31 protein-coding genes are annotated in these 24,981 nt (G+C 62.7%); 20 read left to right on the forward strand and 11 right to left on the reverse strand.

Going from position 1 to position 24,981, the window contains the following annotated elements; translation table 11 throughout:
- Nucleotides 1–34: 34 nt before the first annotated feature.
- Nucleotides 35–1,447 (forward strand): ATP-binding protein, encoded by a 1,413-nt coding sequence (locus ASD44_RS09310; protein ID WP_082542421.1) that lies wholly within the window; start codon nucleotides 35–37, stop codon nucleotides 1,445–1,447.
- A gap of 106 nt (nucleotides 1,448–1,553) precedes the next feature.
- Nucleotides 1,554–2,612: a glycosyltransferase family 1 protein gene (locus tag ASD44_RS09315; protein ID WP_056110925.1), complete on the forward strand. Its 1,059-nt coding sequence runs from the start codon at nucleotides 1,554–1,556 to the stop codon at nucleotides 2,610–2,612.
- A gap of 25 nt (nucleotides 2,613–2,637) precedes the next feature.
- Here the strand turns inward: ASD44_RS09315 and ASD44_RS09320 are convergent, their stop codons facing one another.
- The 3 genes from ASD44_RS09320 to ASD44_RS09330 all read right to left on the reverse strand — a co-directional run bounded on the left by ASD44_RS09320 (nucleotide 2,638) and on the right by ASD44_RS09330 (nucleotide 4,295).
- Nucleotides 2,638–2,997, reverse strand: coding sequence for a tRNA-binding protein (locus ASD44_RS09320; RefSeq protein WP_056110927.1), 360 nt, complete (start codon nucleotides 2,995–2,997; stop codon nucleotides 2,638–2,640).
- A gap of 166 nt (nucleotides 2,998–3,163) precedes the next feature.
- Nucleotides 3,164–3,664, reverse strand: a complete 501-nt coding sequence (locus ASD44_RS09325) for a YbjN domain-containing protein (protein ID WP_056115816.1) — start codon at nucleotides 3,662–3,664, stop codon at nucleotides 3,164–3,166.
- Between the two features lie 319 nt (nucleotides 3,665–3,983).
- Nucleotides 3,984–4,295: an accessory factor UbiK family protein gene (locus tag ASD44_RS09330; protein ID WP_056110929.1), complete on the reverse strand. Its 312-nt coding sequence runs from the start codon at nucleotides 4,293–4,295 to the stop codon at nucleotides 3,984–3,986.
- Nucleotides 4,296–4,418: 123 nt separating this feature from the next.
- Between ASD44_RS09330 and lgt the strand changes: the two genes are divergently transcribed.
- The 6 genes from lgt to ASD44_RS09360 all read left to right on the forward strand — a co-directional run bounded on the left by lgt (nucleotide 4,419) and on the right by ASD44_RS09360 (nucleotide 10,157).
- On the forward strand, nucleotides 4,419–5,288 hold the full coding sequence (gene lgt / locus ASD44_RS09335) for a prolipoprotein diacylglyceryl transferase (protein WP_056110930.1): 870 nt from the start codon (nucleotides 4,419–4,421) through the stop codon (nucleotides 5,286–5,288).
- Nucleotides 5,285–6,388, forward strand: a complete 1,104-nt coding sequence (locus tag ASD44_RS09340; RefSeq protein ID WP_056110936.1) for a class I SAM-dependent methyltransferase — start codon at nucleotides 5,285–5,287, stop codon at nucleotides 6,386–6,388. The genes lgt and ASD44_RS09340 overlap by 4 nt, the downstream gene beginning before the upstream one ends.
- A gap of 96 nt (nucleotides 6,389–6,484) precedes the next feature.
- Entirely contained in the window at nucleotides 6,485–7,273 is a 789-nt protein-coding gene (pgeF, locus tag ASD44_RS09345; RefSeq protein ID WP_056110939.1) for a peptidoglycan editing factor PgeF, read from the forward strand.
- 2 nt (nucleotides 7,274–7,275) lie between these two features.
- Nucleotides 7,276–8,427, forward strand: coding sequence for a Xaa-Pro peptidase family protein (locus ASD44_RS09350; RefSeq protein ID WP_056110941.1), 1,152 nt, complete (start codon nucleotides 7,276–7,278; stop codon nucleotides 8,425–8,427).
- Between the two features lie 52 nt (nucleotides 8,428–8,479).
- A complete protein-coding gene (locus ASD44_RS09355) occupies nucleotides 8,480–9,103 on the forward strand; it encodes a hypothetical protein (protein WP_056110944.1) in 624 nt (207 codons plus the stop codon).
- 118 nt (nucleotides 9,104–9,221) lie between these two features.
- Entirely contained in the window at nucleotides 9,222–10,157 is a 936-nt protein-coding gene (locus ASD44_RS09360; RefSeq protein ID WP_056110945.1) for a ribose-phosphate pyrophosphokinase, read from the forward strand.
- A gap of 80 nt (nucleotides 10,158–10,237) precedes the next feature.
- Here ASD44_RS09360 and ASD44_RS09365 read toward each other — a convergent pair whose 3' ends face one another.
- Both ASD44_RS09365 and ASD44_RS09370 read right to left on the reverse strand, forming a co-directional pair.
- The gene (locus ASD44_RS09365) at nucleotides 10,238–10,540 is read right to left on the reverse strand and encodes an antibiotic biosynthesis monooxygenase family protein (RefSeq protein WP_320409847.1); all 303 of its coding nucleotides are present in this window, start codon (nucleotides 10,538–10,540) and stop codon (nucleotides 10,238–10,240) included.
- Between the two features lie 53 nt (nucleotides 10,541–10,593).
- The gene (locus ASD44_RS09370) at nucleotides 10,594–10,971 is read right to left on the reverse strand and encodes a nuclear transport factor 2 family protein (RefSeq protein ID WP_056115820.1); all 378 of its coding nucleotides are present in this window, start codon (nucleotides 10,969–10,971) and stop codon (nucleotides 10,594–10,596) included.
- A 74-nt stretch (nucleotides 10,972–11,045) separates the two neighbouring features.
- Here ASD44_RS09370 and ASD44_RS09375 point away from each other — a divergent pair, with 74 nt between their 5' ends.
- The gene (locus ASD44_RS09375; RefSeq protein WP_056110947.1) at nucleotides 11,046–11,624 is read left to right on the forward strand and encodes a TetR/AcrR family transcriptional regulator; all 579 of its coding nucleotides are present in this window, start codon (nucleotides 11,046–11,048) and stop codon (nucleotides 11,622–11,624) included.
- 28 nt (nucleotides 11,625–11,652) lie between these two features.
- Here ASD44_RS09375 and ASD44_RS09380 read toward each other — a convergent pair whose 3' ends face one another.
- The gene (locus tag ASD44_RS09380; RefSeq protein ID WP_056110950.1) at nucleotides 11,653–12,489 is read right to left on the reverse strand and encodes a helix-turn-helix transcriptional regulator; all 837 of its coding nucleotides are present in this window, start codon (nucleotides 12,487–12,489) and stop codon (nucleotides 11,653–11,655) included.
- Nucleotides 12,490–12,592: 103 nt separating this feature from the next.
- Between ASD44_RS09380 and ASD44_RS09385 the strand changes: the two genes are divergently transcribed.
- The 7 genes from ASD44_RS09385 to ASD44_RS09415 all read left to right on the forward strand — a co-directional run bounded on the left by ASD44_RS09385 (nucleotide 12,593) and on the right by ASD44_RS09415 (nucleotide 18,750).
- Entirely contained in the window at nucleotides 12,593–13,804 is a 1,212-nt protein-coding gene (locus ASD44_RS09385; RefSeq protein ID WP_244478743.1) for an MFS transporter, read from the forward strand.
- 172 nt (nucleotides 13,805–13,976) lie between these two features.
- Entirely contained in the window at nucleotides 13,977–14,636 is a 660-nt protein-coding gene (locus tag ASD44_RS09390) for a 50S ribosomal protein L25/general stress protein Ctc (protein ID WP_056110954.1), read from the forward strand.
- 26 nt (nucleotides 14,637–14,662) lie between these two features.
- Nucleotides 14,663–15,388 (forward strand): aminoacyl-tRNA hydrolase, encoded by a 726-nt coding sequence (gene pth / locus ASD44_RS09395; protein WP_056110956.1) that lies wholly within the window; start codon nucleotides 14,663–14,665, stop codon nucleotides 15,386–15,388.
- A gap of 86 nt (nucleotides 15,389–15,474) precedes the next feature.
- On the forward strand, nucleotides 15,475–16,578 hold the full coding sequence (ychF, locus tag ASD44_RS09400; protein WP_056110957.1) for a redox-regulated ATPase YchF: 1,104 nt from the start codon (nucleotides 15,475–15,477) through the stop codon (nucleotides 16,576–16,578).
- Between the two features lie 202 nt (nucleotides 16,579–16,780).
- A complete protein-coding gene (gene corA, locus ASD44_RS09405; protein WP_056110958.1) occupies nucleotides 16,781–17,752 on the forward strand; it encodes a magnesium/cobalt transporter CorA in 972 nt (323 codons plus the stop codon).
- An 84-nt stretch (nucleotides 17,753–17,836) separates the two neighbouring features.
- Entirely contained in the window at nucleotides 17,837–18,292 is a 456-nt protein-coding gene (locus ASD44_RS09410; protein WP_056110959.1) for a MaoC family dehydratase, read from the forward strand.
- The gene (locus ASD44_RS09415; protein WP_056110960.1) at nucleotides 18,289–18,750 is read left to right on the forward strand and encodes a MaoC family dehydratase; all 462 of its coding nucleotides are present in this window, start codon (nucleotides 18,289–18,291) and stop codon (nucleotides 18,748–18,750) included. The genes ASD44_RS09410 and ASD44_RS09415 overlap by 4 nt, the downstream gene beginning before the upstream one ends.
- A 160-nt stretch (nucleotides 18,751–18,910) precedes the next feature.
- Here ASD44_RS09415 and ASD44_RS09420 read toward each other — a convergent pair whose 3' ends face one another.
- Nucleotides 18,911–19,456 (reverse strand): adenine phosphoribosyltransferase, encoded by a 546-nt coding sequence (locus ASD44_RS09420; protein ID WP_056110962.1) that lies wholly within the window; start codon nucleotides 19,454–19,456, stop codon nucleotides 18,911–18,913.
- Nucleotides 19,457–19,619: 163 nt separating this feature from the next.
- Between ASD44_RS09420 and ASD44_RS09425 the strand changes: the two genes are divergently transcribed.
- Genes ASD44_RS09425 through ASD44_RS09435 form a run of 3 tightly spaced genes read left to right on the forward strand, consistent with a single transcriptional unit; the run spans nucleotide 19,620 to nucleotide 21,201 of the window.
- Nucleotides 19,620–20,369: a YafY family protein gene (locus ASD44_RS09425; protein ID WP_082542563.1), complete on the forward strand. Its 750-nt coding sequence runs from the start codon at nucleotides 19,620–19,622 to the stop codon at nucleotides 20,367–20,369.
- A 29-nt stretch (nucleotides 20,370–20,398) separates the two neighbouring features.
- The gene (locus tag ASD44_RS18735; RefSeq protein WP_056110964.1) at nucleotides 20,399–20,770 is read left to right on the forward strand and encodes a VOC family protein; all 372 of its coding nucleotides are present in this window, start codon (nucleotides 20,399–20,401) and stop codon (nucleotides 20,768–20,770) included.
- Entirely contained in the window at nucleotides 20,767–21,201 is a 435-nt protein-coding gene (locus tag ASD44_RS09435; protein WP_056110965.1) for an EVE domain-containing protein, read from the forward strand. The genes ASD44_RS18735 and ASD44_RS09435 overlap by 4 nt, the downstream gene beginning before the upstream one ends.
- Nucleotides 21,202–21,249: 48 nt before the next feature.
- Here ASD44_RS09435 and ASD44_RS09440 read toward each other — a convergent pair whose 3' ends face one another.
- The 3 genes from ASD44_RS09440 to petA are packed head-to-tail and all read right to left on the reverse strand — an operon-like array spanning nucleotide 21,250 to nucleotide 24,019.
- Nucleotides 21,250–22,110 (reverse strand): cytochrome c1, encoded by an 861-nt coding sequence (locus ASD44_RS09440; protein ID WP_056110967.1) that lies wholly within the window; start codon nucleotides 22,108–22,110, stop codon nucleotides 21,250–21,252.
- 27 nt (nucleotides 22,111–22,137) lie between these two features.
- Nucleotides 22,138–23,439 (reverse strand): cytochrome b N-terminal domain-containing protein, encoded by a 1,302-nt coding sequence (locus ASD44_RS09445; RefSeq protein WP_056110969.1) that lies wholly within the window; start codon nucleotides 23,437–23,439, stop codon nucleotides 22,138–22,140.
- Between the two features lie 16 nt (nucleotides 23,440–23,455).
- Nucleotides 23,456–24,019 (reverse strand): ubiquinol-cytochrome c reductase iron-sulfur subunit, encoded by a 564-nt coding sequence (petA, locus tag ASD44_RS09450; RefSeq protein WP_056110970.1) that lies wholly within the window; start codon nucleotides 24,017–24,019, stop codon nucleotides 23,456–23,458.
- Nucleotides 24,020–24,277: 258 nt separating this feature from the next.
- Here petA and ASD44_RS09455 point away from each other — a divergent pair, with 258 nt between their 5' ends.
- A complete protein-coding gene (locus tag ASD44_RS09455; RefSeq protein ID WP_056115824.1) occupies nucleotides 24,278–24,634 on the forward strand; it encodes a cupin domain-containing protein in 357 nt (118 codons plus the stop codon).
- On the opposite strand, the gene ASD44_RS09460 is transcribed toward ASD44_RS09455, so the two are convergent.
- A complete protein-coding gene (locus tag ASD44_RS09460; RefSeq protein WP_056110972.1) occupies nucleotides 24,635–24,979 on the reverse strand; it encodes a DUF6665 family protein in 345 nt (114 codons plus the stop codon). It lies immediately after the preceding gene.
- Nucleotides 24,980–24,981 lie beyond the last annotated feature (2 nt).

Raw genomic sequence — 24,981 nt, forward strand, 5'->3', positions numbered from 1 at the left:
CCTTCCCGGCGGATGTTCCGCCAACGGTAGGACAATGGCGACAAGCGAATTGCAGGGCCCGCAGCCGACCGACCTCGGCGCACGCATCATGCGTGCGGTGAAGGGCCTGCCGCGCAACTGGAGCCGCTTCTGGCGGCTCGTTTCGCTCTATATGCCGAAGCGGCTTTACGCGCGCTCGCTCATCATCGTCATCGCGCCGATGATCCTGCTGCAATCGGTCATCGCCTTCGTCTTCATGGAAAAGCACTGGCAGACAGTGACGCAACGCCTGTCGCAGGCCGTCACGCGCGATATCGCCGCCGTCATCGACCTGGTCGAAACCTATCCGCACGATGCCGACTACGCCAACATCATCCGCATCGCCCAGGACCGCATGCAGATGAAGGTCGATCTGTTGCCGCCGGATCCCCTGCCTGCGCCAGGTCCAAAGCCGTTTTTCTCCATCCTCGACCAGACCATGTCGGCCGAGATAACCCGGCAGATCAACCGGCCTTTCTGGATCGACACCGTCGGCAATTCTAACATCGTCGAGGTTCGTATCCAGCTGGAGAACAAGGTGCTGCGCGTCTTCGTCCGGCGCAGCCAGGCCTACGCCTCCAACACGCACATCTTCCTGATCTGGATGGTCGGTACGTCGCTTGTCCTGCTGTTCATCGCCATTCCCTTCCTGCGCAACCAGATAAGGCCGATCCTGGCGCTCACCGAGGCCGCGGAAAGCTTCGGCAAGGGCCGGCCGATGCCGCAGAACTTCCGCCCGCGCGGCGCCGAGGAGGTTCGCAGGGCCGGCTTTGCCTTCATCCAGATGCGCGAACGCATCGAGCGGCAGATCGAGCAGCGCACGGCCATGCTGACCGGCGTCAGCCACGATCTGCGCACCATCCTGACGCGCTTCAAGCTGCAACTGGCGCTGAGCGGCAGCAAGGCGGATGCCAAGGCGCTCAACCAGGATATCGACGACATGCAGTCGATGCTGCAGGGTTATCTGGATTTCGCGCGCGGCGAAGCGTCGGAAGACACTGGCGAGTTCGATCTCGGCGTTTATTTCCAGAAACTCGGCGAGGAGGCCAAGCTCCACGGCCGCAAGCTGTCGACATCCGTCAAGGGCGATCGCAAGGTCCATGTGCGCCCGCATGCCTTTTCCCGGCTTCTCGGCAACGTCGCCGGCAACGCCTTCCGTTATGCCGAAAAGATCGACATTCACGCCGATCACAGCGGCGGCACGCTCACCGTCACCGTCGATGACAATGGCCCCGGCATTCCCGCGAACAGGCGCGACGAAGTCTTCAAACCCTTCGTGCGGCTGGACGAGGCGCGCAATCTCGACGCCAGCGGAACCGGCCTCGGTCTTTCCATCGCCCGCGACATCGCGCGCAGCCATGGCGGTGACATAACCCTTGAGGACAGCCCTCTGGGCGGCCTGCGCGCGCTGATCAAGGTCCCGGCCTGATCCGTCACGCCGGTTTCATCCGCCCGTCATGAAAGCATGATGAACAGCGCACATGCAGCGCTGAATCTCCACGATTCGCGTGCCGATCCGACAGGAGACGGTTGTCATGCGCATACTGATGGTCACCGATGCCTGGAAACCGCAGGTAAACGGCGTGGTTCACACGCTGGAGCGCCTGTCGGAGACGCTCCAGGGGCTCGGCATCGAAACCGAGTTCCTGACCCCGAACATCTTCCGCACCTTGCCTTTGCCGACCTATCCCGACATCCGGCTGGCATTGACGACGCCCGGCAACGTCGCGCGTCTCATCGAAAGGGCCGCTGCCGATCATATCCATATCGTCACCGAAGGCCCCCTCGGCCTGATGGCGCGCCGCTATTGCCGCAAGGTAGGCCGGCCGTTCACGACCAGCTACCACACCCGCTTCCCGGAATATCTGAGCGCCCGCCTGCCGGTCCCGGAAGCCTGGGCCTATGGGTGGTTGCGCAACTTCCACAATTCCGGGCAGGGCACGCTGGTCGCCACGCAATCGCTGGCCGACGATCTCGCCGAGAAAGGCTTCAACAAGCTGAGGCCATGGACGCGCGGCGTCGATATCGAGCATTTCAAACCGGAAAAGCGCCGCGATCTGGGTTTCCCCGGACCGATCTTCCTTTGTGTCGGCCGTGTCGCCGTCGAGAAGAACCTGCCGGCTTTTCTTGACTTGGATCTGCCAGGCAGCAAGGTCATCGTCGGTGACGGACCCGAATTCGCCAGGCTGAAGGCAAAATATCCCGGCGCCCATTTCCTCGGTCATCAGCCGAGCGCCCGATTGGCGGAGATTTATGCGTCCGCCGACGTCTTCGTGTTCCCGAGCCGGACCGACACCTTCGGCAACGTCATCATCGAGGCACTCGCCAGTGGTACGCCGGTCGCGGCCTATCCGGTAACCGGCCCCATCGACATCGTCGGCGACGGGATTGGAGGGGTTGTGTCGGATGACCTTCGGGCGGCCGCGCTTGCAGCGCTGGACGTTGACCGCGGCGAAGCGCGCGAGCGCGCCCTGCGCTATTCGTGGAAAACCTGCGCCGAAATGTTCATGGCGACGGTTCACGAGGCCCTGGCAACCGGAGCGGAAGAGCACCTCCGGAACACAGACCGCCCGTTGGTGCAATCGGCAGGTTAGAACCCGTCAAAGATCACGAAATCGGTTAGAACAGCCGCCCGCCGTTCGGCACCTTGAGATCGATGGCGCCGAGCACGACCGCCCCCTCGTCGTCCGGAAAGCCGAGCGTAAGCACCTCGGACATGACCGGCCCGATCTGGCGCGGCGGAAAGTTCACCACCGCGAAAACCTGACGGCCGATGAGTTCCTCCGGCTTGTAGTGTTTGGTGATCTGCGCCGAGGATTTCTTGACGCCTATGATCGGGCCGAAATCGATCTTCAGCTTGATTGCCGGCTTGCGTGCCTCGGGAAACGGCTCCGCTTCGACGATGGTGCCGGCGCGGATGTCGACCTTGTCGAAATCCGCTAAACTGATCTCGGTCTTGGGCTGGCTGTCCGAACTCATGCGGATCACCTCTTTGGAACACTGCAAGCCTGCCCTGAAACGGCTCAGGCCGGGGCGAAAATGGAATTGGCCGAGCACCGGAGCGGAGCGTACATGAAGTACGTGAACACCGGAGCGCAGGGAAATGCCATTTGCAGCCCGGCATCACCCGTCTCAGCGCAGGCTTTCAGGCGTTGCCGTGCGTCTCGAACAAGACACCGGCCAGCGCGTCCTTGGCCGACGTCCCGGACCAGACGACGAACTGGAACGCCTGAAAATAGCATTCGCAGGCCTCGAGCGCCGATGACAGCAGCACCTCGACCTGTTGGCTTGAAGGCTCGACGCCTCCGGCCAGCAACAAGGACTGCCGGAACATGATCGCGCCTTCCTGTTCCCACAGGTCGAAATGACCGAACAGCATCTGTTCGTTGATAAGCGACAGAAGCCGCATCACTTCGAGAGCACGCGCTTCGGGCACCTTGATGTCGAAGGCGCAGGCCAGATGCAGGGCCTCGAAGTCCTCCATCCAGGAGAAGGAGACTTGATATTCGGTCCAGGTACCGGCCACCGAAATCGAAATCTCGTCGTCGCCGGCGCGCTCGAACGACCAGTCGTTGTTGTGCGCCACCTGCTCGATGACGTCCACCGGATGGATCTCGCGGGAAAATTCGAGTTCGAGAAGTTCCATGAAATGCTTTCTGTCGTTCGAGTGGAGCGCCGCCACGCTCCGTGGAAGGCACACGACGAACAAAATTCCTGAACTCGGACGGCATGGACTGACTGCTCGACGCATCAACCCCAGATCGATCCCACCGCCCGGTGCATGATCCGCGCTTCGAATCATGCAGCAAATTCAGTCTATTGATCGGGAGTCGCGTGACCAGCCCAATTTTTCGCATGGTGCAATTCACGTGTGGAAACCGCTGCGGCGGAGATTCACGCAACAGGTCTAAGCGATTCAGCCGAAAGCGCTTTTCAGGATCGGGCTTTGTGGAAAAGTTTAAGGATTATTTTTTGGCGCGTGGTTTCGGCGAGCCCGTGGCGCTGGTCTTTTCGGCCGTTCCAGCTTGCCCTGCGGGCCGCGCTTCCAAGGCTTCGATGCGGGCCGCCAGCTTGGCGTTTTCCTCACGCGCCTTCGTCGCCATGTCGCGCACCGCCTCGAACTCTTCGCGCTGCACAACATCCATTGAGCCAAGGATGCGTTCTGCCTGTGCCCTGACGGCGGTTTCGACTTCCCGCCTCACACCTTGCGCGGCGCCTGCCGCGTCGATAACCAGCTTGGCGAATTCATCGAGAATGCGGTTCGGTCCGGTCGACATGGCAAATCCTCGCTTGATGGAAATGACCTAGTAGCCAGCGGGCCGGATTGCAAGTTCCGCGTGCCTTGACCGCGCCAAAAGCCTGCCGCATGGTCCGCGCCGAACGCCCGCCCGGAGACCATCTTGAGCGAATATCTGCTTCTGCCGCTTGCCGCGCTGCCCTTTCCGCAGATCGATCCGGTCATCGTCCAGATCGGGCCGCTGGCGATCCATTGGTACGGTGTCGGCTATATCGTCGGCATCCTGTTTGCGTGGTGGTATGCCAAGCGGCTCATCACCAACACGCGGCTATGGCCACAGGGAATCCTGCCGATGAAGCCGGAAGACCTCGACGATTTCATCGTTTGGGCCGCCGTCGGCGTCGTTGTCGGTGGCCGCACCGGCTATATCCTGTTCTACGACCTGCCCCGCTATCTCGCCAATCCGCTCGATATTTTCGCCGTCTGGCAGGGCGGCATGTCCTTCCATGGCGGCATGCTCGGAACCACCCTGGCGATGGTGCTGTTTGCCCGCTCGCGCGGCATCCATGCCTGGTCGCTCCTCGACGTCGTCGCAGCCGGCGTGCCGGTCGGGCTTGGCCTCGTGCGCGTCGCGAACTTCATCAACGACGAACTCTGGGGCCGCGTCACCGACGTGCCGTGGGCGGTGGAATTCCCGAATGGCGGCCCCTTCCCCCGGCACCCCAGTCAGATCTACGAGGCGCTGCTGGAAGGGCTCGTCCTGTTCCTGGTGCTGCGGCTGCTCACCCATTCGCGTCTCAAGCTCGGCACGCCGCGCTTCGTCGGCGGGGCTTTCATCTGCGGCTACGGCCTGTCACGCATCTTCGTCGAGTTCTTCCGCGAGCCGGATGCCCAGTTGGGATACCTTCTCGGCACCGGCTGGCTGACCATGGGCATGGTGCTGTCGACGCCGATGGTTCTGGCCGGCATATGGGCGATGGCGACCGCCCGGCCTGTCACCCAGCAGCAGCGGGCCGACCCGCAATCGGCATGACACGGCTTAAACGCCGCATCGTCGAACTGATCGAGGCGCTGGGCCCCATCCCGATCAGCGAATACATGGCGCTTTGCCTGTCTGACCCGCAGGACGGCTACTACATGACCCGCGAACCCTTCGGTCGCGGCGGGGATTTCATCACCGCGCCCGAAATCAGCCAGATGTTCGGCGAACTGATCGGCGTCTGGCTGGCGTCCGCCTGGCGCGCGCTCGGCAGTCCCGCCGATGCGCTCATCGTCGAGATCGGCCCTGGCCGCGGCACTCTGACCAAGGACATTGCCCGCACGTTGGCGAAGATCGAACCCGATCTTGCCGCCTCCGCCCGCTTCACGCTGGTCGAAACCAGCGAGAGACTATCGCAGGTTCAGGCGCGCACGTTGGAAGGCTCGGCTGGCCGTTTCGAATGGCATAGGGACATTTCGGACCTGCCGCGCCAGCCGCTGCTTATCGTCGGCAACGAGCTTTTCGACGCCCTGCAGCTCCGCCAGTATGTCCGCACCGAAAAGGGCTGGCGCGAACGCGTGGTCAGTTTGAATGACGACGATGACCTCGCCTTCTTTGCCGGCGCGGGCTCGGTCGACCCAACCTTGCTGCCTTACGACGCGGCCACCGCCCCAACGGGCGCCATCGTCGAACTCGCACCAGCCCGGTCGGCGCTGATGCAGAAGATCGCCGAGCGGATCGCCGCGGACGGCGGCGCCGGCCTCTTCATCGATTATGGCTATCTGCACCCGGCCGTTGGCGACACGCTGCAGGCCGTCCGCAGGCATGCGCCGGAGGACGTGCTCGCCAGTCCCGGCGAGGCCGACCTGACCGCCCATGTCGATTTCGCCGCCTTGGCATCCGTCGCACGCACTTGCGGGCTCGATCCCCGTGCCATGACACAGGGCGAATTCCTGCTCGCCATGGGGCTGCTGGAGCGCGCCGGCCAGCTTGGCGCCTCGGCTGACGACGCCGTTCGGGAACGCATTTCCGGCGAAGTCGAACGCCTTGCCGGACCTGACGCAATGGGCGACCTGTTCAAGGTTCTCGCCGTGCTGCCGCGCGGCGTCGGCGTCCCGCCCTTCCCGTCCCTGATCGATCCTTCTGTCCTTTGAAATTGACTTTTCGCGCCGCCCTGCCGCACTGTCGCCCACCGCAAACGGGTCGATGCCATGCTTGACGAAACAGCTTTGGGGAACAACAAAGCGGCAATGTCGAATCAAACCAAGCCGGACCCGGTTCGCTCCGATTTGCTCGAAAAGGCCAGGGCAGAAGGCATCCGCCATGGCTATTTCACGCGCGTGGGTGGCGTATCGAACGGCATCTACAGTGGCCTGAATACAGGCATCGGTTCGGCCGACGACCCGCAGTTGGTAGGGGAAAATCGCCGTCGTGTCGCCGAATGGATGGGCGTGCCCGCAAGCCATCTCCTGAGCGCCTACCAAATCCATTCGCCCGACGTCGTCATCGTCCGCGAGCCTTTCACTGAGCGGCCACAGGTCGATGCGATCGTCACCGATCGCCCAGGCATCGCCGTCGGCGCATCCAGCGCCGATTGCGGACCGGTCCTGTTCGCCGATGCCAAGGCGCGCGTCGTGGCAGCCGCCCATGCCGGCTGGAAGGGCGCGCTGACCGGCGTGCTGGAAAACACCGTGGCGGCCATGGAAAGCATCGGCGCTCGCCGCGAAAACATCGTGGCCGTGCTTGGCCCGACCATCGGTCCCGACAATTATGAAGTCGGCGCCGAGTTCGTCGCACGCTTCGTCGAGGCGGATGCGCGCAACCAGGCCTATTTCGTGCCGTCGGCGAAGACCGGTCATGCCATGTTCGATCTCAACCGCTATACGGTGGACCGTCTCGTAAAGGCAGGCGTGATGGCGCAAGCGCTGAACCGCTGCACCTATGCGGAGGAGGATTTGTTCTATTCCTACCGCCGCACCACCCACCGCCGTGAACCGGATTATGGCCGCCAGATATCGGCCATCGCATTGGAGGACTGACCATGGCGCTGCATTTCGAAAAGTCGGAGTTCGACGCCCGCCGCGACCGGCTGATGATCGAGATGGCCGACAAGAAGCTCGACGCCATCCTGCTGTTTGCGCAGGAAAGCATGTACTGGCTGACCGGCTACGACACGTTCGGCTTCTGCTTCTTCCAGTGCCTGGTGATGAAGGCGGACGGGTCGATGGTGCTGTTGACCCGTTCGGCCGATCTGCGCCAGGCGCGCCACACCTCGACCATCGAGAACATCGTCGTCTGGACCGATCGCGCCGACGCCAATCCGGCCATCGACCTGCGCAACCTTTTGAACGAACTCGACCTGCTCGGTGCGCGCATCGGCGTCGAATACGACACGCATGGGCTGACCGCCCTCAACGGTCGTCGCCTTGACGAGCAGTTGCAGACCTTCGGCCAGATCGCCGATGCCTCCGGCATGGTCAGCCGGCTGCGGCTGTTCAAGAGCCCGGCCGAAATCGTCAAGGCGGAGAAGGCAGCCGCCCTTGCCGACGACGCGCTCGATGCCGCGCTCAAGCTGATCAAGCAGGGTGCCGACGAGGCCGCCATCCTGGCCGCCATGCAAGGCGCGGTCCTTGCCGGCGGTGGTGACTATCCGGCGAACGAATTCGTCATCGGTTCAGGCGTGGACGCCCTCCTCTGCCGCTACAAAGCGGGCCGCCGCAAGCTGAACAAGAACGACCAGCTGACGCTCGAATGGGCCGGCGTGTTCCATCACTACCACGCCGCCATGATGTCCACGGCGCTGACCGGCAAGGTGTCCAAACGCCATCAGGAATTGTTCGATGCGGCGCGTGATGCGCTCGCCGCGGTGGAAAAGGCGATGACGCCCGGCAACACCTTCGGCGACGTGTTCGATGCGCATGCCCGCACCATGGAAGCTCACGGACTGACTCGCCACAGGCTGAATGCCTGCGGCTATTCGCTGGGCGCTCGTTTTGCGCCATCCTGGATGGATTTGCCAATGTTCTACCAGGACAATCCGGAGCCGATCGCGCCAAACATGACGCTGTTCGCGCATATGATCATCCTGGATTCCGAGGCCGAAACGGCCATGACGCTTGGCCGCACTTACCTCACCACCGAATCCCAGCCCAAACCCCTCTCCCGCCATGATGTAGACTTGATCGTGCGGTGAATCCGTGTTGGTAAGGATGCGAGGGCGTCCAGAGTCAGGAGCAACCGGGCAGATGAGGCGATCGCACGCGGCAGCCATGTCCTTGCTCGCGGTGATTTCACTATCGGCGTGCAACAGCGCCAACGACGTGCTCCAGCCCTCTCCGACGACCACGCAGTCGGCCCAGTTGCCTCCGCCACCGTCCGCCTCGACGACTCCCGTTCCATCGACGCAGGCGACCCCCGTCGCGCCGGCGACCTCTGCAAATCCCACTGCTTCGCCCCCGGCAACAAGCCCTGCCACGGCGCCGAAAGTCGCCTCCCTGACCAGGGTAAAGCTGCAGATTGCCCCCATTGTCGGCGCATCGGTGGAAGCGGCGACGCCGCTCACCGAACGCCTGGCGGCGCGCGCCCGCGAGCGCGGCATCCAGCTTGTCGGCGGCTCCGACCGTTCGGCGACGCATGCGCTGAAGGGTTATTTCTCCGTCCTCAGCGAAGGCAAGAACACGACGGTCATCTACGTCTGGGATGTTTATGACCCGGCGGGAAATCGCTTGCACCGCATAAGCGGCCAGCAAAAGACCCCTTCTGCCAACGGCGCGGAGGGTTGGACCGCGGTATCGCCCGCCGTCATGCAGACAATCGCCGACTCCACCATAGATCAGTTGAGCACCTGGCTGGCCGGCACCGTCGGCTGACCAGGGCGCGCCGATACACCTTATATTTGGATTCCCGCGTGAATCCGCATCGCGGTGCTTGCAATACCGACCAAGCCAGCTAAAAGCGCCTTGAAAATCCTTCTATCGGGATCGGTGCATGAAACTTTTCGCGGGCAATTCCAATCGGGTGCTGGCTGAAGGTGTCGCTCGTTATCTCAACATCCCACTGGGAAAAGCCACCGTCCGCCGTTTCGCCGACCAGGAAATCTTCGTCGAAATCCAGGAAAATGTGCGCGGCGAGGATGTTTTCGTCCTCCAGTCAACATCCTTTCCCACCAACGACCACCTGATGGAACTTCTCATCATGGTCGATGCCTTCATGCGCTCTTCGGCCCGCCGCATCACCGCCGTGGTGCCCTATTTCGGCTATGCGCGACAGGACCGCCGCGCCTCCGGCCGCACGCCCATCTCGGCCAAGCTGGTGGCCAACATGATCGCCCGCGCCGGCGTCAACCGCGTACTGACGCTCGACCTGCACGCCGGCCAGATCCAGGGCTTCTTCGACATTCCGACCGACAACCTCTTCTCCGTGCCGGTCATGGCCCGCGACGTAAAGGCCAAGTACAAGCAGCTTGCCAATGTCATGGTCGTCTCGCCCGATGTCGGCGGCGTTGTCCGCGCCCGTTCGCTGGCCAAGCGCATCGATGCGCAATTGTCCATTGTCGACAAGCGCCGCGAGCGCGCCGGCGAATCGGAAGTGATGAACATCATCGGCGACGTGCATGGCAAGGATTGCCTGCTCATCGACGACATCGTCGATTCCGGCGGCACGCTTTGCAACGCAGCCGACGCGCTGCTGGAAAAGGGTGCCACCAGCGTCACCGCCTACATCACCCACGGCGTTCTGTCCGGCGGCGCCACCGCGCGCATCGCCGGCTCCAAGCTGCAGGAGCTGGTGATCACCGATTCCATCCAGCCGACCCAGGCGGTCCTCGACGCCCACAATATTCGCGTCGTATCCATCGCCGACCTGATGGGCGAGGCAATCTCCCGCACCGCGACGGAAGAGTCGGTTTCCAGCCTGTTCGACTAAGCGCCGCGCGGGTCATGAGCGAGGCATCTCCGATGCTCCCGTCGTGGTCCAACCTCGCATAAATGGCGACGCCCGACCGCTTAGACTGGACGTTCCGCTTTGTCGCTCCGGTAGAGCTTGACGTGAGAATCCCGCAGGGTAATCCGCGGCCCCTTCGCGATTTTGCGCCAGGCCTGCCAGGATTCCTGGTCACGCCAGCATTCGAAAAGGTTGATCCGTTCCGGATCGACCGGGTCCGCACTGATCGACAGGTCGAGGCAGCCTTCCTGCTGTCTCGCTCTTCCGACCATGGCGGCGAACGCTGCCACGGCAGCGTCGCGTTTGCCGCTCTGGTGCGCGAGTATCCAGCAATGATGATCATGATCCCTCCTCCTTCCGTGCATTGATCTGTCGCAGCACCCTGCGGAGAACCGCAGGGCGATGAAGCGTTGCACGGTCACGCAGGCAGGGGCGCGGCCTGACCCGGCGATTTGGAATAGCCCAGGGCTTCTACGATCCGGCCGTCACGAACGCGCATCAGATTGACGCCGCGAACCGACCCGCCGTCGCCGAAATTGAAGCGCCAACGAATGATGGCCCGGTCATCCATCGCCACCGTGTCTTCCACCTCGAAATAGGAAACGCTGTCGGCCACGAGCGCCTGCCAGAAAGCCAGACAGACGTCGTAGCCTTCGTAGCGCGTACCGTTGGGCGCCGGCTGGATCGACTCCATCACGCAATCCGGCGCGACCAGGTCTTCGAGGATGGCGGGATTGTGTTCAAGGAACGCCTGATTGAACCGACGCATAATTTCAGATGTCTCTTTCGTCTGCATGATTTCCTCCAAACAATGGACAGACAGGTCTGTCTGTCAATTGCAATATACAGACCTGTCTGTTAGCGTCAAGCATGAAGCGAAAAATCTCCGGGACTGCCACCGAAACGACGCCACCACGACGTCGGCTGCTCGATACCGCGACCCGCCTCTTCTATGAGGGAGGCATCCACGCCATCGGCATCGATCGCATCATCGCGGAGGCCGGCGTGGCCAAGGCGACTTTCTACAACCATTTTCCGTCGAAGGATGAACTTGTCCTCGCCTACATCGAGGAGCAGGACCGGCTCGGACGGACGGCCGTCGCATCCCTCCCGAAACAGCCTCCAAGGCAGATGATCGCCGCCATCATAGGCCGCATTGGCGAGGCGGTTGTGGCGGGGCCTTGGCGGGGCTGTCCATTCCTCAACGCGGCGGCCGAGTATCCCGATCCGGCCAGCCCGGTGCGACGGGCCATCGAGGCGCGCCGCACATGGTATCACGGCACCCTCCGGCGCCTGCTTGCCGAGGACGGCGATCCCAGCCCTCCGGTGACGGCGGCTCTTCTCGTGGCGGTTTCAGACGGCCTTCTGGAGAGCGCCTATCTGGACGACGCCAAGGCAGTTCCTGCCCTTGTCCGGGAAGCGGTGGAAAGGTTGCTGCCTCGGAAGTGACCGACGCCCATTACGGGCTGGTCGATGCCTACACCGCCTCGCCCTTGCCGCGCAGATACGCCCGCGGCGAGGTTCCCAGCATCCGCTTGAACATGGTGGTGAAGGCGGGCACGCTGTCATAGCCGAGGTCGAGGGCCACGCGCGTCACCGGTTCGCCGTCGGCGAGGCGTGGCAGGGCGGCGAAAAGCAACGCCTGCTGGCGCCATGTCGACAGCGACAATCCGGTCTGCCGGTGGAAGACCCGGGTGAATGTGCGGCGGCTCATGCCGACGGCTTCCGCCCATTCGTGGATCGTCGCGTGGGGCGATGGCGACGCCACGAAGCGCCGGCACAGCGCCGCGATGCGCGCATCGGCCGGAAACGGCAGCCCGAGCGGGCGTTCGGGCATGGTCGGGATCTCGTGCAGCATCAGCGTCAACAGAAGTGTGTTGCGCGCCGAAGGCTCCTCATCCGGAAGCGCCACCGCCTCGATGATCAGGCTGCGCATCAGGGCGCTGACGCCGACGACCCTCAGCCCGGACGGCAGCCCTTCGATGGCTTCGGGATCGACATAGAGCGACCGCATGGAGACCCGGCCCAGCATGTTCACCGTGTGAGCGATACCGGCCGGTATCCACATGGCGTGATCGGGGGGGACCATCCAACTCCCATAGCGGGTCTTGACCAGAACGACCCCGGTCAACGCATGAAGCAACTGGCTGCGGCTGTGGCGGTGTTCCGGCACCTCATAGCCATCCGGATATTCCGACGGCAAGCCGACGATCGGACCCTCGACCTGCTCCAGCCACGCCAGCCTGTCGGAATGCTGGCGCACCAGATTGGTCGAAGGACCCTCAAGAAAAGAAATCCACTGCGTCGAAGACATGGCCCACTCGCGTAATAAATGGACCAAACCACGAAAGAAGTAGCATCGCAACCGGATTATAAGCGCGGCGCGGCACAGTGACGCCAGAAGACCGGAGACCAAAGTGAGTACGACGACGACAGCGGGACGCAGCCAGGCCGAAGCGACCACCTTCGCCATCATCCTGGCCGTGAGCCTTTGCCATTGCATCAACGACATCATGCAGTCGCTTCTGGCCGCCATCTACCCGTTGCTGAAGACGAACTACCAGCTCGATTTCTGGCAGATCGGCCTGCTCACCTTCACATTCCAGCTCACGGCCTCGCTGCTGCAGCCGGCCATCGGCGCGATCACCGACAAGCGGCCGATGCCTTATTCGCTCCCCTATGGCATGGCTGCGTCGCTGATCGGCCTGATCGTTCTGGCCTATGCCGGACACTACTGGCTGCTGCTGATCGGCGCGTCGCTGATCGGCATCGGCTCGGCCATCTTCCATCCGGAATCCTCGCGCATCGCCCGCTTCGCGTCCGGCGGCCGCTTCGGCTTGGCGCAGTCGCTGTTCCAGGTCGGCGGCAATTTCGGCCAGTCTCTCGGCCCGTTGCTGGCGGCCTTCATCGTCGTGCCGATGGGGCAGCAGAGCCTCGCCTGGTTTTCTGTCGCCTCGCTCGCTGGTATCGTCATTCTCTGGCAGGTCGGAGGCTGGTACAGCCGGCGCCGCGCCAATGCGCCCAAGGCCGCCAGACATCCCGCCGCACGGACCTTCTCGCGCAACCGCATTCTCGCGACGCTCGCCGTGCTGGCCATACTGGTGTGCAGCAAGAACGCCTACATCTCCAGCATATCGAGCTACTACACCTTCTACTCCATCGAGAAGTTCGGCGTTTCCGTGCAGATGTCGCAGGTCATGCTGTTCCTCTTCCTGGGGTCGGCCGCGCTGGGCATCCTGCTTGGCGGTCCCTTCGGCGATCGCTATGGCCAGAAAACCATGATCTGGTTTTCGATCGTCGGCGTCCTGCCCTTCACGCTGGCCCTGCCTTACGCCAACCTCGAATGGACCATGATCCTGACCGTCATTATCGGCCTGATCCTGTCTTCGGCCTTCTCGAACATCGTCGTGTTCGCACAGGAACTGGTGCCGGGCCGCGTCGGCATGATCGCCGGAATCTTCTTCGGCTTCGCCTTCGGCATCGGCGGCATCGCGGCTGCGGTGCTCGGCGTCGTCGCCGACGCCAAGGGCATCGAGTTCGTCTTCAAGCTCTGCTCCTACCTGCCGCTGATCGGTCTCTTGACGATCTTCCTGCCGAACATCCGGGAGCCCAAGGAAGTAACGGCCTGAGACCCGGCGTCCGGCTTGCAGAGCCGGCTGCCTTCGGCTATAGAGCCGCCACCCGCGTAGACACCCTTGGAGGCAACGCGGACGGGAGCCGCGGATACCGCGGCTTTCGACATTTTCGGAACCCGGCATCCGGCGCCCGGAAATGCTCCAGTAACACGCGAAAGGAAATGCCATGAGCCACGACGCTTATGAGCTGAAAGCCGAAGCGCGCGAACAGGTCGGTAAGGGGTCCGCCCGTGCAGTTCGCCGCGATGGTAAAGTGCCTGCAGTTATCTACGGCGAAAAGCAGCCTCCCCTGGCGATCGCTCTGTCGTACAAGGAAATCTACTACAAGATTCACGGCGGCGGTTTCCTGACCACCATCGCGACCATCGATGTCGGCGGCAAGAAAATCCAGGTTCTGCCGAAGGACTACCAGCTGGACCCGGTCAAAGACTTCCCGATGCATGTCGATTTCCTGCGTGTCGGCAAGAACACCGAAGTCAACGTCAACGTGCCGGTTCACTTCATCAATGAAGAGAAGTCCCCCGGCATCAAGCGTGGCGGCGTGCTGAACATCGTTCGTCACGAAGTGGAATTCCACTGCCCGGCCAACGCAATCCCGGAATTCATCACCATCGATGTGGCCGGCGCCGAGATTGGCGACTCGTTCCACATCTCGGCTGTGAAGCTGCCAGAAGGCGTGAAGCCGGTCATTTCCGACCGCGACTTCACCATCGCCACCATTGCCGGTTCTTCGGCGATGAAGCCGGAAGCCGAGGAGACCGCGGAAGCTGAAGCGGCCGAGGACGAGGCTTCGGCCGAGACCGAGGAAGAAGAAGAGAAAGAATAGTTTCGGCATAACGGGAGGCCGATCGGATGCTGCTGTTCGCAGGTCTCGGCAATCCGGGAACGAAATATGCCGGCAACAGGCACAATGTCGGTTTCATGGCGGCGGACGCGATTGCCCGCCGCCATTCCTTTTCGCCCTGGTCGCGCAAGTTCCAGGCCGAGATCGCCGAAGGCAAGATCGGCGGCGAGCGCGTTCTCCTCATCAAGCCACAGACCTTCATGAACCTCTCCGGCCAGTCGGTCGGCGAGGCGCTGCGCTTCTACAAGCTCGATGCGTCCGCGGTTACCGTCTTCTACGACGAGATCGACCTCGTGGCGGGCAAGGTGCGGGTCAAGGTCGGCGGCGGCTCCGGTGGCCATAACGGCATCCGCTCGCTCGACCAGCACATCGGCAATGCCTATCGGCGCGTGCGCATCGGCGTCGGCCATCCGGGCATCAAGGAAATGGTGCATGGCCATGTGCTTGGTGACTTCTCCAAAGCTGACCGCGAATGGCTGGACGTGCTGTTGGACTCCATCGCCGATAGCGCCGACCTGCTTGCCAAAGGCGACGACGGCGCCTTCATGAACCGCATCACGCTGGCGCTGCGCGACAAGCTGCAGCCGACCGGTCCCGATGATGCGCCACCGCCTAAAAAAAAACCTGGCGCCCAGAGCCATATCCGCCAGGCGCGTCCGCAGCCGCCGGTGGCCAAGCTGCCAGAGAGCGGCCCCATGGCAGCCATGCTGAAGAAGCTGTTCGGCAAGGATTGAGGGATCGGCAGCGAAAGGCTTGACGATCCTCTCCGCTTTCGCCCATAGCCCTGAGCAAATCTGTTTCTCGATAAGGCTTTATCATCATGGGTTTCAAATGCGGCATCGTCGGCCTGCCCAATGTCGGCAAGTCGACGCTTTTCAATGCGCTGACCAGAACGGCCGCGGCGCAGGCCGCCAACTATCCTTTCTGCACCATCGAACCGAACACCGGCGAGGTGGCGGTTCCGGACCCGCGGCTCGAAAAGATCGCAGCCGTCGCCAAGTCGAAGGAAATCATCCCGACCCGCATCTCCTTCGTCGACATCGCCGGACTGGTGCGTGGCGCATCCAAGGGGGAAGGCCTGGGCAACCAGTTCCTCGCCAACATCCGCGAGGTAGACGCCATCGTCCACGTTCTGCGTTGTTTCGAGGATGACGACATCACCCATGTGGAAGGCCGCATCGACCCCGTCGCCGACGCCGAGACCGTCGAAACCGAGCTGATGCTCTCCGATCTCGAAAGCCTCGAGCGCCGCATCGTGCAGATCCGCAAACGCGCCCAGGGCAAGGACAAGGAAGCGCTTGGCGTGCTGCCGATCATGGAAAAGGCGCTGAAACTCCTGCAGGATGGCCGTCCCGTGCGCGTGCTGCTGCAGGATATTTCCGACGAGGACCTGCCGATCCTCCACGGCCTCAACCTGCTCACATCCCACCCGGTGCTCTATGTCTGCAACGTCGCCGAGGCTGACGCCGCCACCGGCAACGAGCACACCAATGCGGTGGAATCGATGGCGACGCCGCAGGGCGCCCGCACTGTCATCATCTCGGCGGCGATCGAGGCGGAAGTGGCCCAGCTCCCCGACGAGGAAGAGCACGAATTTCTTGCCTCGATGGGCCTGGAGGAGCCCGGTCTCGATAAGCTGATCCGTGCCGGATACGAGCTTCTCGACCTCATCACCTATTTCACCGCCGGTCCGAAGGAGACCCGCGCCTGGACCATCGAGCGTGGCACCAAGGCGCCGGGCGCGGCCGGCGTCATCCACACCGACTTCGAACGCGGCTTCATCCGCGCCCAGACCATCGCCTACAACGACTTCGTCACGCTCGGCGGCGAAGTCGCGGCCAAGGAGGCTGGCAAGGCGCGCGACGAAGGCAAGGAATATGTCGTGCAGGACGGCGACGTGATGCTGTTCAAGTTCAACACCTGATCGCTTCTCTTCCTTTCCGGGCGCTGTTTGCGACACGTTCGATCAAGAGTAATTGACCGCCCTCCAGGGTGGCTTGACGCCCCTCTGTCACGGGACTAAGGGCGGCTGCATTCGGCCAGCACTTCCAGCGAACGCTCGCCGGCGCAATCCGATCAAAGCGTCTATCGGACGCCTTCTAGGCTCGAACCAAGGAGACCCGGCGATGATCAAGGCATTCGTCGTGGAGAACGACCGCCTGCGGCGCGTCGACCAGTTGGCCGACAACAAGGACAACATCGTCTGGATCGATCTTCTTTCCCCCACCAAGGAGGAAGAGACCGAGATCGAGGCCCTGATCGGCGTTGCGGTGCCGACTCGCGAGGAGATGGAGGAGATCGAGATTTCCAGCCGTCTCTATGTCGAGGACGGCGCCTATTTCATGACTGCCAACCTTCCCTCGCAAACCGACGACGACCCGGTCATGTCGCCGGTGACCTTCGTGCTGGCCGGCAAGCGGCTGGTGACGGTGCGCTACCATGAACCGCGCGCCTTCATGACCTTTCCGATGCGGGCCGAAAAGGCGTCGACCGGATGTGCCGCCGGCGACACCATTCTCGTTGGCCTGCTGGAAGCGATCGTCGATCGCCTGGCCGACGTGCTGGAGCGCGCCGGACGCGACATCGAGACGATTTCGCGTGACATCTTCCAGGCGCCGCAGGGCAAGGCTTCCAAGCGCAACCGCGACTTCCAGGCACTGCTGAAGGCGGTCGGCCGCAAGGAGGACATTGCCTCCTCGGTGCGGGAAAGCCTGACCACGCTGCAGCGCGTCTCCGGCTTCCTGAATCACGCCGCCACGCAGACCCGCATGGGCAAGGACACGAAAGCTCGGATCAAGACACTGTCGCGCGACGTGCTGTCGCTGGCCGACCATGCCGCCTTCATGTCGCAGAAGATCAACTTCCTGCTCGATGCGACGCTCGGCATGATCAGCATCGAGCAGAACGCCATCATCAAGATCTTTTCGGTTGCCGCCGTGGTCTTCCTGCCGCCGACGCTTGTCGCCTCGATCTACGGCATGAACTTCGATTTCATGCCCGAGCTGAAATGGGCGTTCGGTTATCCGCTCGCCCTCGGTCTAATGATCCTCTCGGCGATCCTGCCCTTCTGGTATTTCCGCCAGCGCGGCTGGCTCTAACAGCTAGCACCGTTGCCGGCTTGCGCGGCATTTCCACCTGGATCATGATCGTACAATCTTGAACAGGATTTCGGACAGCCCACGATGAAATGGACCTTCGACGACCTCACCGAAGGAACCGTGATCGGCCTCGGCGAGAAGCTGGTTACCGCGCCGGAAATCGTCGAGTTCGCCTCCGAGTTCGATGCGCAGCCGATGCATCTGGATGAAGCGGCAGGCAAGGCGAGCGTGCTTGGCGGGCTGGCTGCTTCCGGGTGGCACACCTGTTCGATGTTCATGCGTATGATGTGCGACGGGTTCATGCTGGATTCGACCTCTCAGGGCGCGCCCGGCATCGACTATGTCCGGTGGAAGCGGCCGGTTCTGGCCAACGACATGCTCACAGGCCGCATCACCGTCGTCGGAAGTCGCCAGTCCCGATCCAAACCGCGCCTGGGACTGGTCACCATGCGTGGCGAACTTTTCAACCAGCGCGATGACCTCGTCTATGAAATGCAGAGCACCGCGATGTTTCTGACCCGCGAGGCAGCTGCGTCATGACCCTGGAAGAGTATTTCGGCATCGGCGTCACGGTCACGCTGGGTTCCCATAAATTCGAGCCGGACGCGATCAAGGCCTTCGCCGCCAAATATGATCCGCAGGCCTTCCATCTCGACGAAGAGGCGGCAAAGAAAAGCGCGCTGGGTGGCCTGTGCGCTTCCGGTTGGCATACGGCGGCGACATGGATGAAGTACAATCTGGCGTCACGCAGCGGGCCTGACTGGTCCGGCCCCGGCCCGAAGCCGCAATTCGGCCCTTCGCCCGGGTTCAAGAACCTGAAGTGGCTGAAACCGGTCTATGCCGGCGAGACGATAACCTTCACCCGCAAGGCCCTTGCGATCCGCCCGAACATCGCCCGTCCCGGCTGGATCGTGCTCACGGTGGAGGCCGCAGGCTTCGATTCAACCGGCGACAAGGTCATCGAGTTCGAAAGCGCCGTGCTGGTGAAGGTGGAATAACGCGCCCACACTGAATGCCGGTCCCCGACTAGGCCAGGTCTGAATTAAAGTCAGGCTGAGCCGAAAATGGTGGGATCCGAGAACCGGAGCGCAGCGTACTACAGTATGTGCGCACCGGAAGCGCAGGAAACCGCCATTTGCGGGCCGGCCTCACTTGAATCTAATGCCCCTCGAACGCAATCAGCGTGTGCACCGGCACGTCGAGCGCCTCCAGCCTGGCGCGGCCGCCAAGGTCCGGCAGGTCGATGACGAAGCAGGCAGAGACGATATCGGCGCCGATCTGGCGAAGCAGCTTGACCGCCGCCTCCGCCGTGCCGCCCGTGGCGATGAGATCGTCCACCAGGATCACCTTCTCGCCCGGCGCCACGCCGTCGCGGTGCATCTCCATCTCGTCCAGCCCGTATTCCAGGCTGTAGGCGACACGCACCGTCTCGTGCGGCAGCTTGCCCTTCTTGCGGATCGGCACGAAGCCGGCTGACAGCTGGTGCGCGATTGCCCCACCCAGAATGAAACCGCGTGCCTCGATACCGGCGATCTTGTCGATCTTCTGCCCGGCATGGGGTTGTACCAGCTCGTCGATGGCGCGGCGGAAGGCGCGCGCATTGCCGAGCAGCGTCGTGATATCGCGAAACAGTATGCCGGGCTTGGGGTAGTCCGGGATGGTGCGGATCGCCGCGAGCAGGGTTTCTTCAAGGGAGTGTCTCATGTCGCGCTTCAACCCGGTGTTACAGAACGGTCCAAATCTGATCTACCGGAGCATATGCTGGCTGGCGACTGAAATCTGGGGCCCCGGATTCGGATGCGGCGCCTCGATAACTGCCATCAATTGGCAGCAGTGGTGCTATTGTCGTCCACAGAAGGAAGCCGATGTGTCACGATCCGAACGCCTGCTCGATTTGATCCAGGTGCTGCGTCGCCATCGCACGCCCGTGTCGGGAAAGGCCCTCGCGGACGAGCTCGGCATCAGCATCCGCACGCTCTATCGCGACATCGTCACCCTTCAGGGCCAGGGGGCCGACATTGAGGGCGAACCGGGCCTCGGCTATGTGCTGAGACCGGGCTTCATGCTGCCGCCACTGATGTTTTCCGAAGATGAGCTGGAGGCGCTGGTACTCGGCCAGCGCTGGGTGGCGCGGCGGGCCGACCGACGGCTAGGCGACGCGGCGGAGAATGCGCTGTCGAAAATCTCCGCCGTGCTGCCGGCCGATCTGCGCGAAAAGGTCGATGCCAACGGGCTGCTGGTCGGCCCGTCGGTCGACGCGCCGGCGGACAGGATCGATCTCGCCGACATCCGCCGGGCGATCCGGGCCGAACGCAAGCTGGAAATCGCCTATGCGGTGGACGGCGGCGAGCGGACGGAGCGCACCGTGTGGCCGCTGGCGCTCGGCTTTTTCGAGCGGGTGCGCATGCTCATCAGCTGGTGCGAATTGAGGCAGGATTTCCGGAATTTCCGCACCGACCGCATCCTGTCGCTCCGCCCGACCGAGACGCGTTATCCAGGCAAGCGACAGGTGTTTTTGAAGCGCTGGAAAGAGGCTGAGCAGGCCCACCGGAAAAACGCGTTAGGTAGGCCGGATTGCGGTTCGATGCTGCCATTTTCTGACAGCAGCTCGTCATAGTCTCGGGCTCCCAACCAAAGGAGACCACCATGGCGACCCCCAACCAGACAGTGCTCTATGTCAACGACCCGACCGCCAGCGCAGACTTCTATTCCCGTCTATTCGGCTTGACGCCCCAATACGCGTCGCCGGAATTCGTTCTTTTCGTCCTGCCGGACGGCCACAAGTTCTGCATGTGGGCCTGGAAGGACCCCGAATCCCTGATGACCGGACCAGGCATGGAAACCGCGGTCAGCGTCGCTGATTACGATGCGGTCGACAGCGCCTTTGCTGAATGGTCGAAGGCCGAACCGAAGATCGTCGCAAAACCGGAGACGCTCGCTTTCGGACGCTCCTTCGTGGTCGCCGACCCCGACGGCAACCGGATCCGGGTGCTGGCGGTCGCGGACGATCCACAGTGAACGGTACGCGAAACTGGATCTGCGTCGCCTCGGCCGAACATGTCCGCCGGGGCGTCGCAGGCGGCTTTATGCAGGTGAACCATGGCAAGGCCGCGCCGTTGAAGCGCATCAGGCCCGGCGACCATGTGATCTACTATTCGCCGAGTGAGGTTATGAAGGTCACCGACGGGCTCCAGTCGTTCACGGCGATCGGAACCGTGAAAGATGGCGAGCCCTATCAAGGCGACATGGGCAGCGGCTTCACGCCGTTCCGTCGCGATGTCGCATGGCTGCGGGCGCGCGAAACGCCGATCCGTTCGCTGCTCAACCGGCTCCAATTCACCGCCGGCAGGCCCAATTGGGGCGCGCCGTTCCGCCACGGCCTAGTCGAGATCGGCGAGCCCGATTTCAGGCTGATCGCACAGGCGATGAGCGCCTCGCCCGCCCTATGAAAAAGGCCCGCCGAAGCGGGCCTTTTTCAATCGGCTGACGGCTGGCGATCAATGCGCCACGTTGGCCCAGACCTTACGTTTGGTGAAATACATCAGCACCGAGAACAGCAGCAGGAAGATGATGACGCGGAAGCCGGTCTTCTTGCGATCCTCCAGATGCGGTTCCGCTGCCCACATCAGGAAGGCCGAGACATCCTGCGAGTACTGCTCCACGGTTGCCGGCGCGCCATCGTCGTAGGTCACCTGACCATCCGAAAGCGGCTTGGCCATCTTCAATGATACGCCCGAGACAAAATACGGATTGTAGTGCGTGCCTTCCGGAATTTTCATCCCCTCCGGCGGCTTCTCGTCGAAGCCGGTCAGCAGCGAATGGATATAATCCGGGCCGCCTTCAGCATACTGGGTGAAGATGTCGAAAATGAATTGCGGAAAGCCCCGTTCGACGCCGCGCGCCTTGGCCAGCAGCGACATGTCCGGAGGAGCCGCACCGCCGTTGGAGGCAGCAGCGGCAGCCTCGTTGGGGAATGGAGCCGGGAAGTGATCGGACGGAATACCGGGGCGCTCGAACATGTCGCCAGCGTCGTTCGGACCGTCCTGGACGGTGTATTCGGCCGCGAGCGCCTTGATCTGGGCTTCCGAGTAGCCGAGGTCTTCCAGCGTGCGGAACGCCACCAGGTTCATCGAGTGGCAGGCCGAGCAGACTTCCTTGTAGACCTTCAGGCCGCGCTGCAGCTGTGCTTTGTCGTAGGTGCCGAACGGCCCTGCGAAGCTCCAGTTCGACTGCTTCGGCTCATGGATCGGGAAGTGCGTCGGGTTGGCTTCGCTGTGGCCACCCTCTTCCTGCGCGAAGGCTGCTGCACCGGCGAAAACGACGCCGGCCGCGGCGAGCAAGGTGAGAATCTTCTTCATACTGAAATCCCCTGAGATTCTCTGCCGTCAGCCCTTGGTTTCCGGTGACGCCGTCGCGCCCGCCGGATGCCCGCTGCCACCCTTGTTCTTTTCCAGCACCGCTTCGGTAATCGAATTGGGCAGCCGCCTTGGCGTCTCGATCAGGCCGAGGACCGGCAGGACGATCAGGAAGAAGGCGAAATAGAACAGCGTGCATAGCTGCGCCATGACGACGTAGGAGCCTTCGGCCGGACGCGAGCCCAGCCAGCCGAGCATGATGCAGTTGGCGGCGAACAGCCAGAAGAACAGCTTGTACCATGGACGGTACACCGCGGAGCGGACCTTGGAGGTATCCAGCCACGGCACGATGAAGAGCATTGCGATGGCGCCGAACATCGCCAGCACGCCGCCGAGCTTGGAATTGATCGGCCCGATGTTGAAGGTGATCGCGCGCAGGATGGCGTAGAACGGCAGGAAGTACCATTCCGGCACGATGTGCGCCGGCGTCTTGAGCGGATTGGCGATCGTATAATTGTCCGGATGGCCGAGATAGTTCGGCATATAGAAAACGAAGTAGGCGAAGAACAGCAGGAAGACGATCATGCCGAGCGCGTCCTTGATGGTCGCGTAGGGCGTGAAGGCCACGGTATCGGTCTTCGACTTCACCTCGATGCCGGTCGGGTTCGACTGGCCCACCACATGCAGCGCCCAGATATGCAGCACGACCACGCCGGCGATCATGAACGGCAGCAGGTAATGCAGGGCGAAGAAGCGGTTCAGCGTCGGATTGTCCACCGCAAAGCCGCCGAGCAGCAGCTGCTGGATCCAGTCGCCGACCAGCGGAATGGCGGTGAAGAAGCCGGTGATGACGGTGGCGCCCCAGAAGCTCATCTGGCCCCACGGCAGCACGTAGCCCATGAAGCCGGTCGCCATCATCAAAAGGTAGATGATGCAGCCGAGTATCCAAAGCAGCTCGCGCGGCGCCTTGTAGGAACCGTAATAGAGGCCGCGGAAGATGTGCACATAGACCGCGATGAAGAAGAACGAAGCGCCGTTGGAATGCAGGTAGCGCAGCATCCAGCCGTCGTTCACGTCGCGCATGATCTTCTCGACCGAATTGAAGGCGAGATTCGTGTCGGACGTGTAATGCATGGCCAGCACGATGCCGGTGAGAATCTGCGCCACCAGCATGATGGAAAGAATGCCGCCGAAGGTCCACGCATAGTTCAGATTGCGCGGCACCGGATAGGCGATGAAGCTGTCATAGACCAGGCGCGGCAGCGGCAGCCTTGCGTCGAACCAGCGGCCGACGCCGGTCTTCGGCGTATAGGTGGAGTGTCCCTCGCTCATCGAAATTCCCCCTGCCTCAGCCGACGCGGATCTTGGTATCGGAGATGAATGAAAACACCGGCACAGCCATGTTCTCGGGCGCCGGTCCGCCGCGGATGCGGCCGGCCGTATCGTAGACCGAACCGTGGCAAGGGCAGAACCAGCCGCCATACTCGCCCTGCTGGCCCAGCGGAATGCAGCCGAGATGGGTGCAGACGCCAACCATCACCAGCCAGTTTTCCTTGCCCTCGCCGCCCGAACGGTCGGCATCGGTGGCAGTCGCGTCACTGGCCAGATTGGCGTTGCGGGCCAGCGGATCCTTGAGATCCTCCAGCTTCACGTCCTGCGCAGCCTTGATTTCCTCGGGCGTGCGGTTGCGAATGAAGACAGGCTTGCCGCGCCACTTGGCGGTCAGCGACATGCCGGGCGTCAGCGACGAGACATCGACCTCGATGGAGGCCAGCGCCAGCGTCGAGGCATCGGGCTGCATCTGGTCGATGAACGGCCAGGCGACAGCAGCTGCGCCGACGGCGCCGGCCATGCCGGTCGCAATATAAAGAAAATCGCGGCGATTGGGATCGTGGGTATCGGTTTCGCTCACGGGTGCCTGGTCCTTTCGCCTCTTCCGTGCCGAAGGCGAGCCCTAGTCCCCGCTCACTCACGCCGACCCGACAGCGCATGGCGAACAGGCTAGCGAATTCCTCCGGCATTTGGACTTCGGTTTATGCGTGACGACCGTTTTTGTCCAGTCGGGTGAAGGCACGAGGGCACATTGTCGCGCCTCTGTTGCCAGCCAACGGATTTGAGTGGCCGAAGATGATGCGGCAATATGGTCGAAGCCGTTGCCAGGGAGGCCCCGATGGCTGTTTCGACCGACCCGATTACCCGAGCCGAAGACTGGCTGAACGACACCGGAATATTCCGTGGTTCCTGGCAGGGCGGCGCCCGTGGCGCCGGCATCAGTGTGATCGCCAGCCGAATCGACGGGCCCGGCGGCGGTCCTCGCCTGCACAGGCACCCCTATCCCGAAACCTTTGTCATCCGCACCGGCGTCGCGCTGTTCACCGTTGGTGATCGCAGGATCGAAGCGAAGGCGGGCGAAATCGTCGTCGCGCCCGCCGACACGCCGCACAAATTCGAGAATCTTGGACCCGGTCCGCTTGAGTCGCTCAATATCCACGAGAACGGGAAATTCGTCACCGAATGGCTGGAATAGTCAGCGCGCTCCGAGCCTGATCAGGACTTCGCGCGGAATCCCGAACTCGCGGATTACCCCTTCGTGACGACGGAAGCCGCACAGTTCTCGCTGGATGAACCAGGCGTAGACCGCATCGGCGGCCTCCTTCAGCAGCCGATTGCGGACCGCGTCTCGTTCCTCTTTGGCCGAAGAACCGGCATCCGCACCATCATGCTCTTGCAGGCGAGTCAGGCATTTCTCGGCCTTGCGCCCGGCTGAACCCAGCGCCGCCGCCTTTTCTGCCAGTATCTCGTGGCCGAGTGCGTCGAATGCGACCTCTGAAGCAGAAGCCCCCGACAAATTGGATGGTGGACGAAAGGACATCG

The sequence above is a fragment of the Mesorhizobium sp. Root554 genome (assembly GCF_001427025.1).
GTDB lineage: Bacteria > Pseudomonadota > Alphaproteobacteria > Rhizobiales > Rhizobiaceae > Mesorhizobium.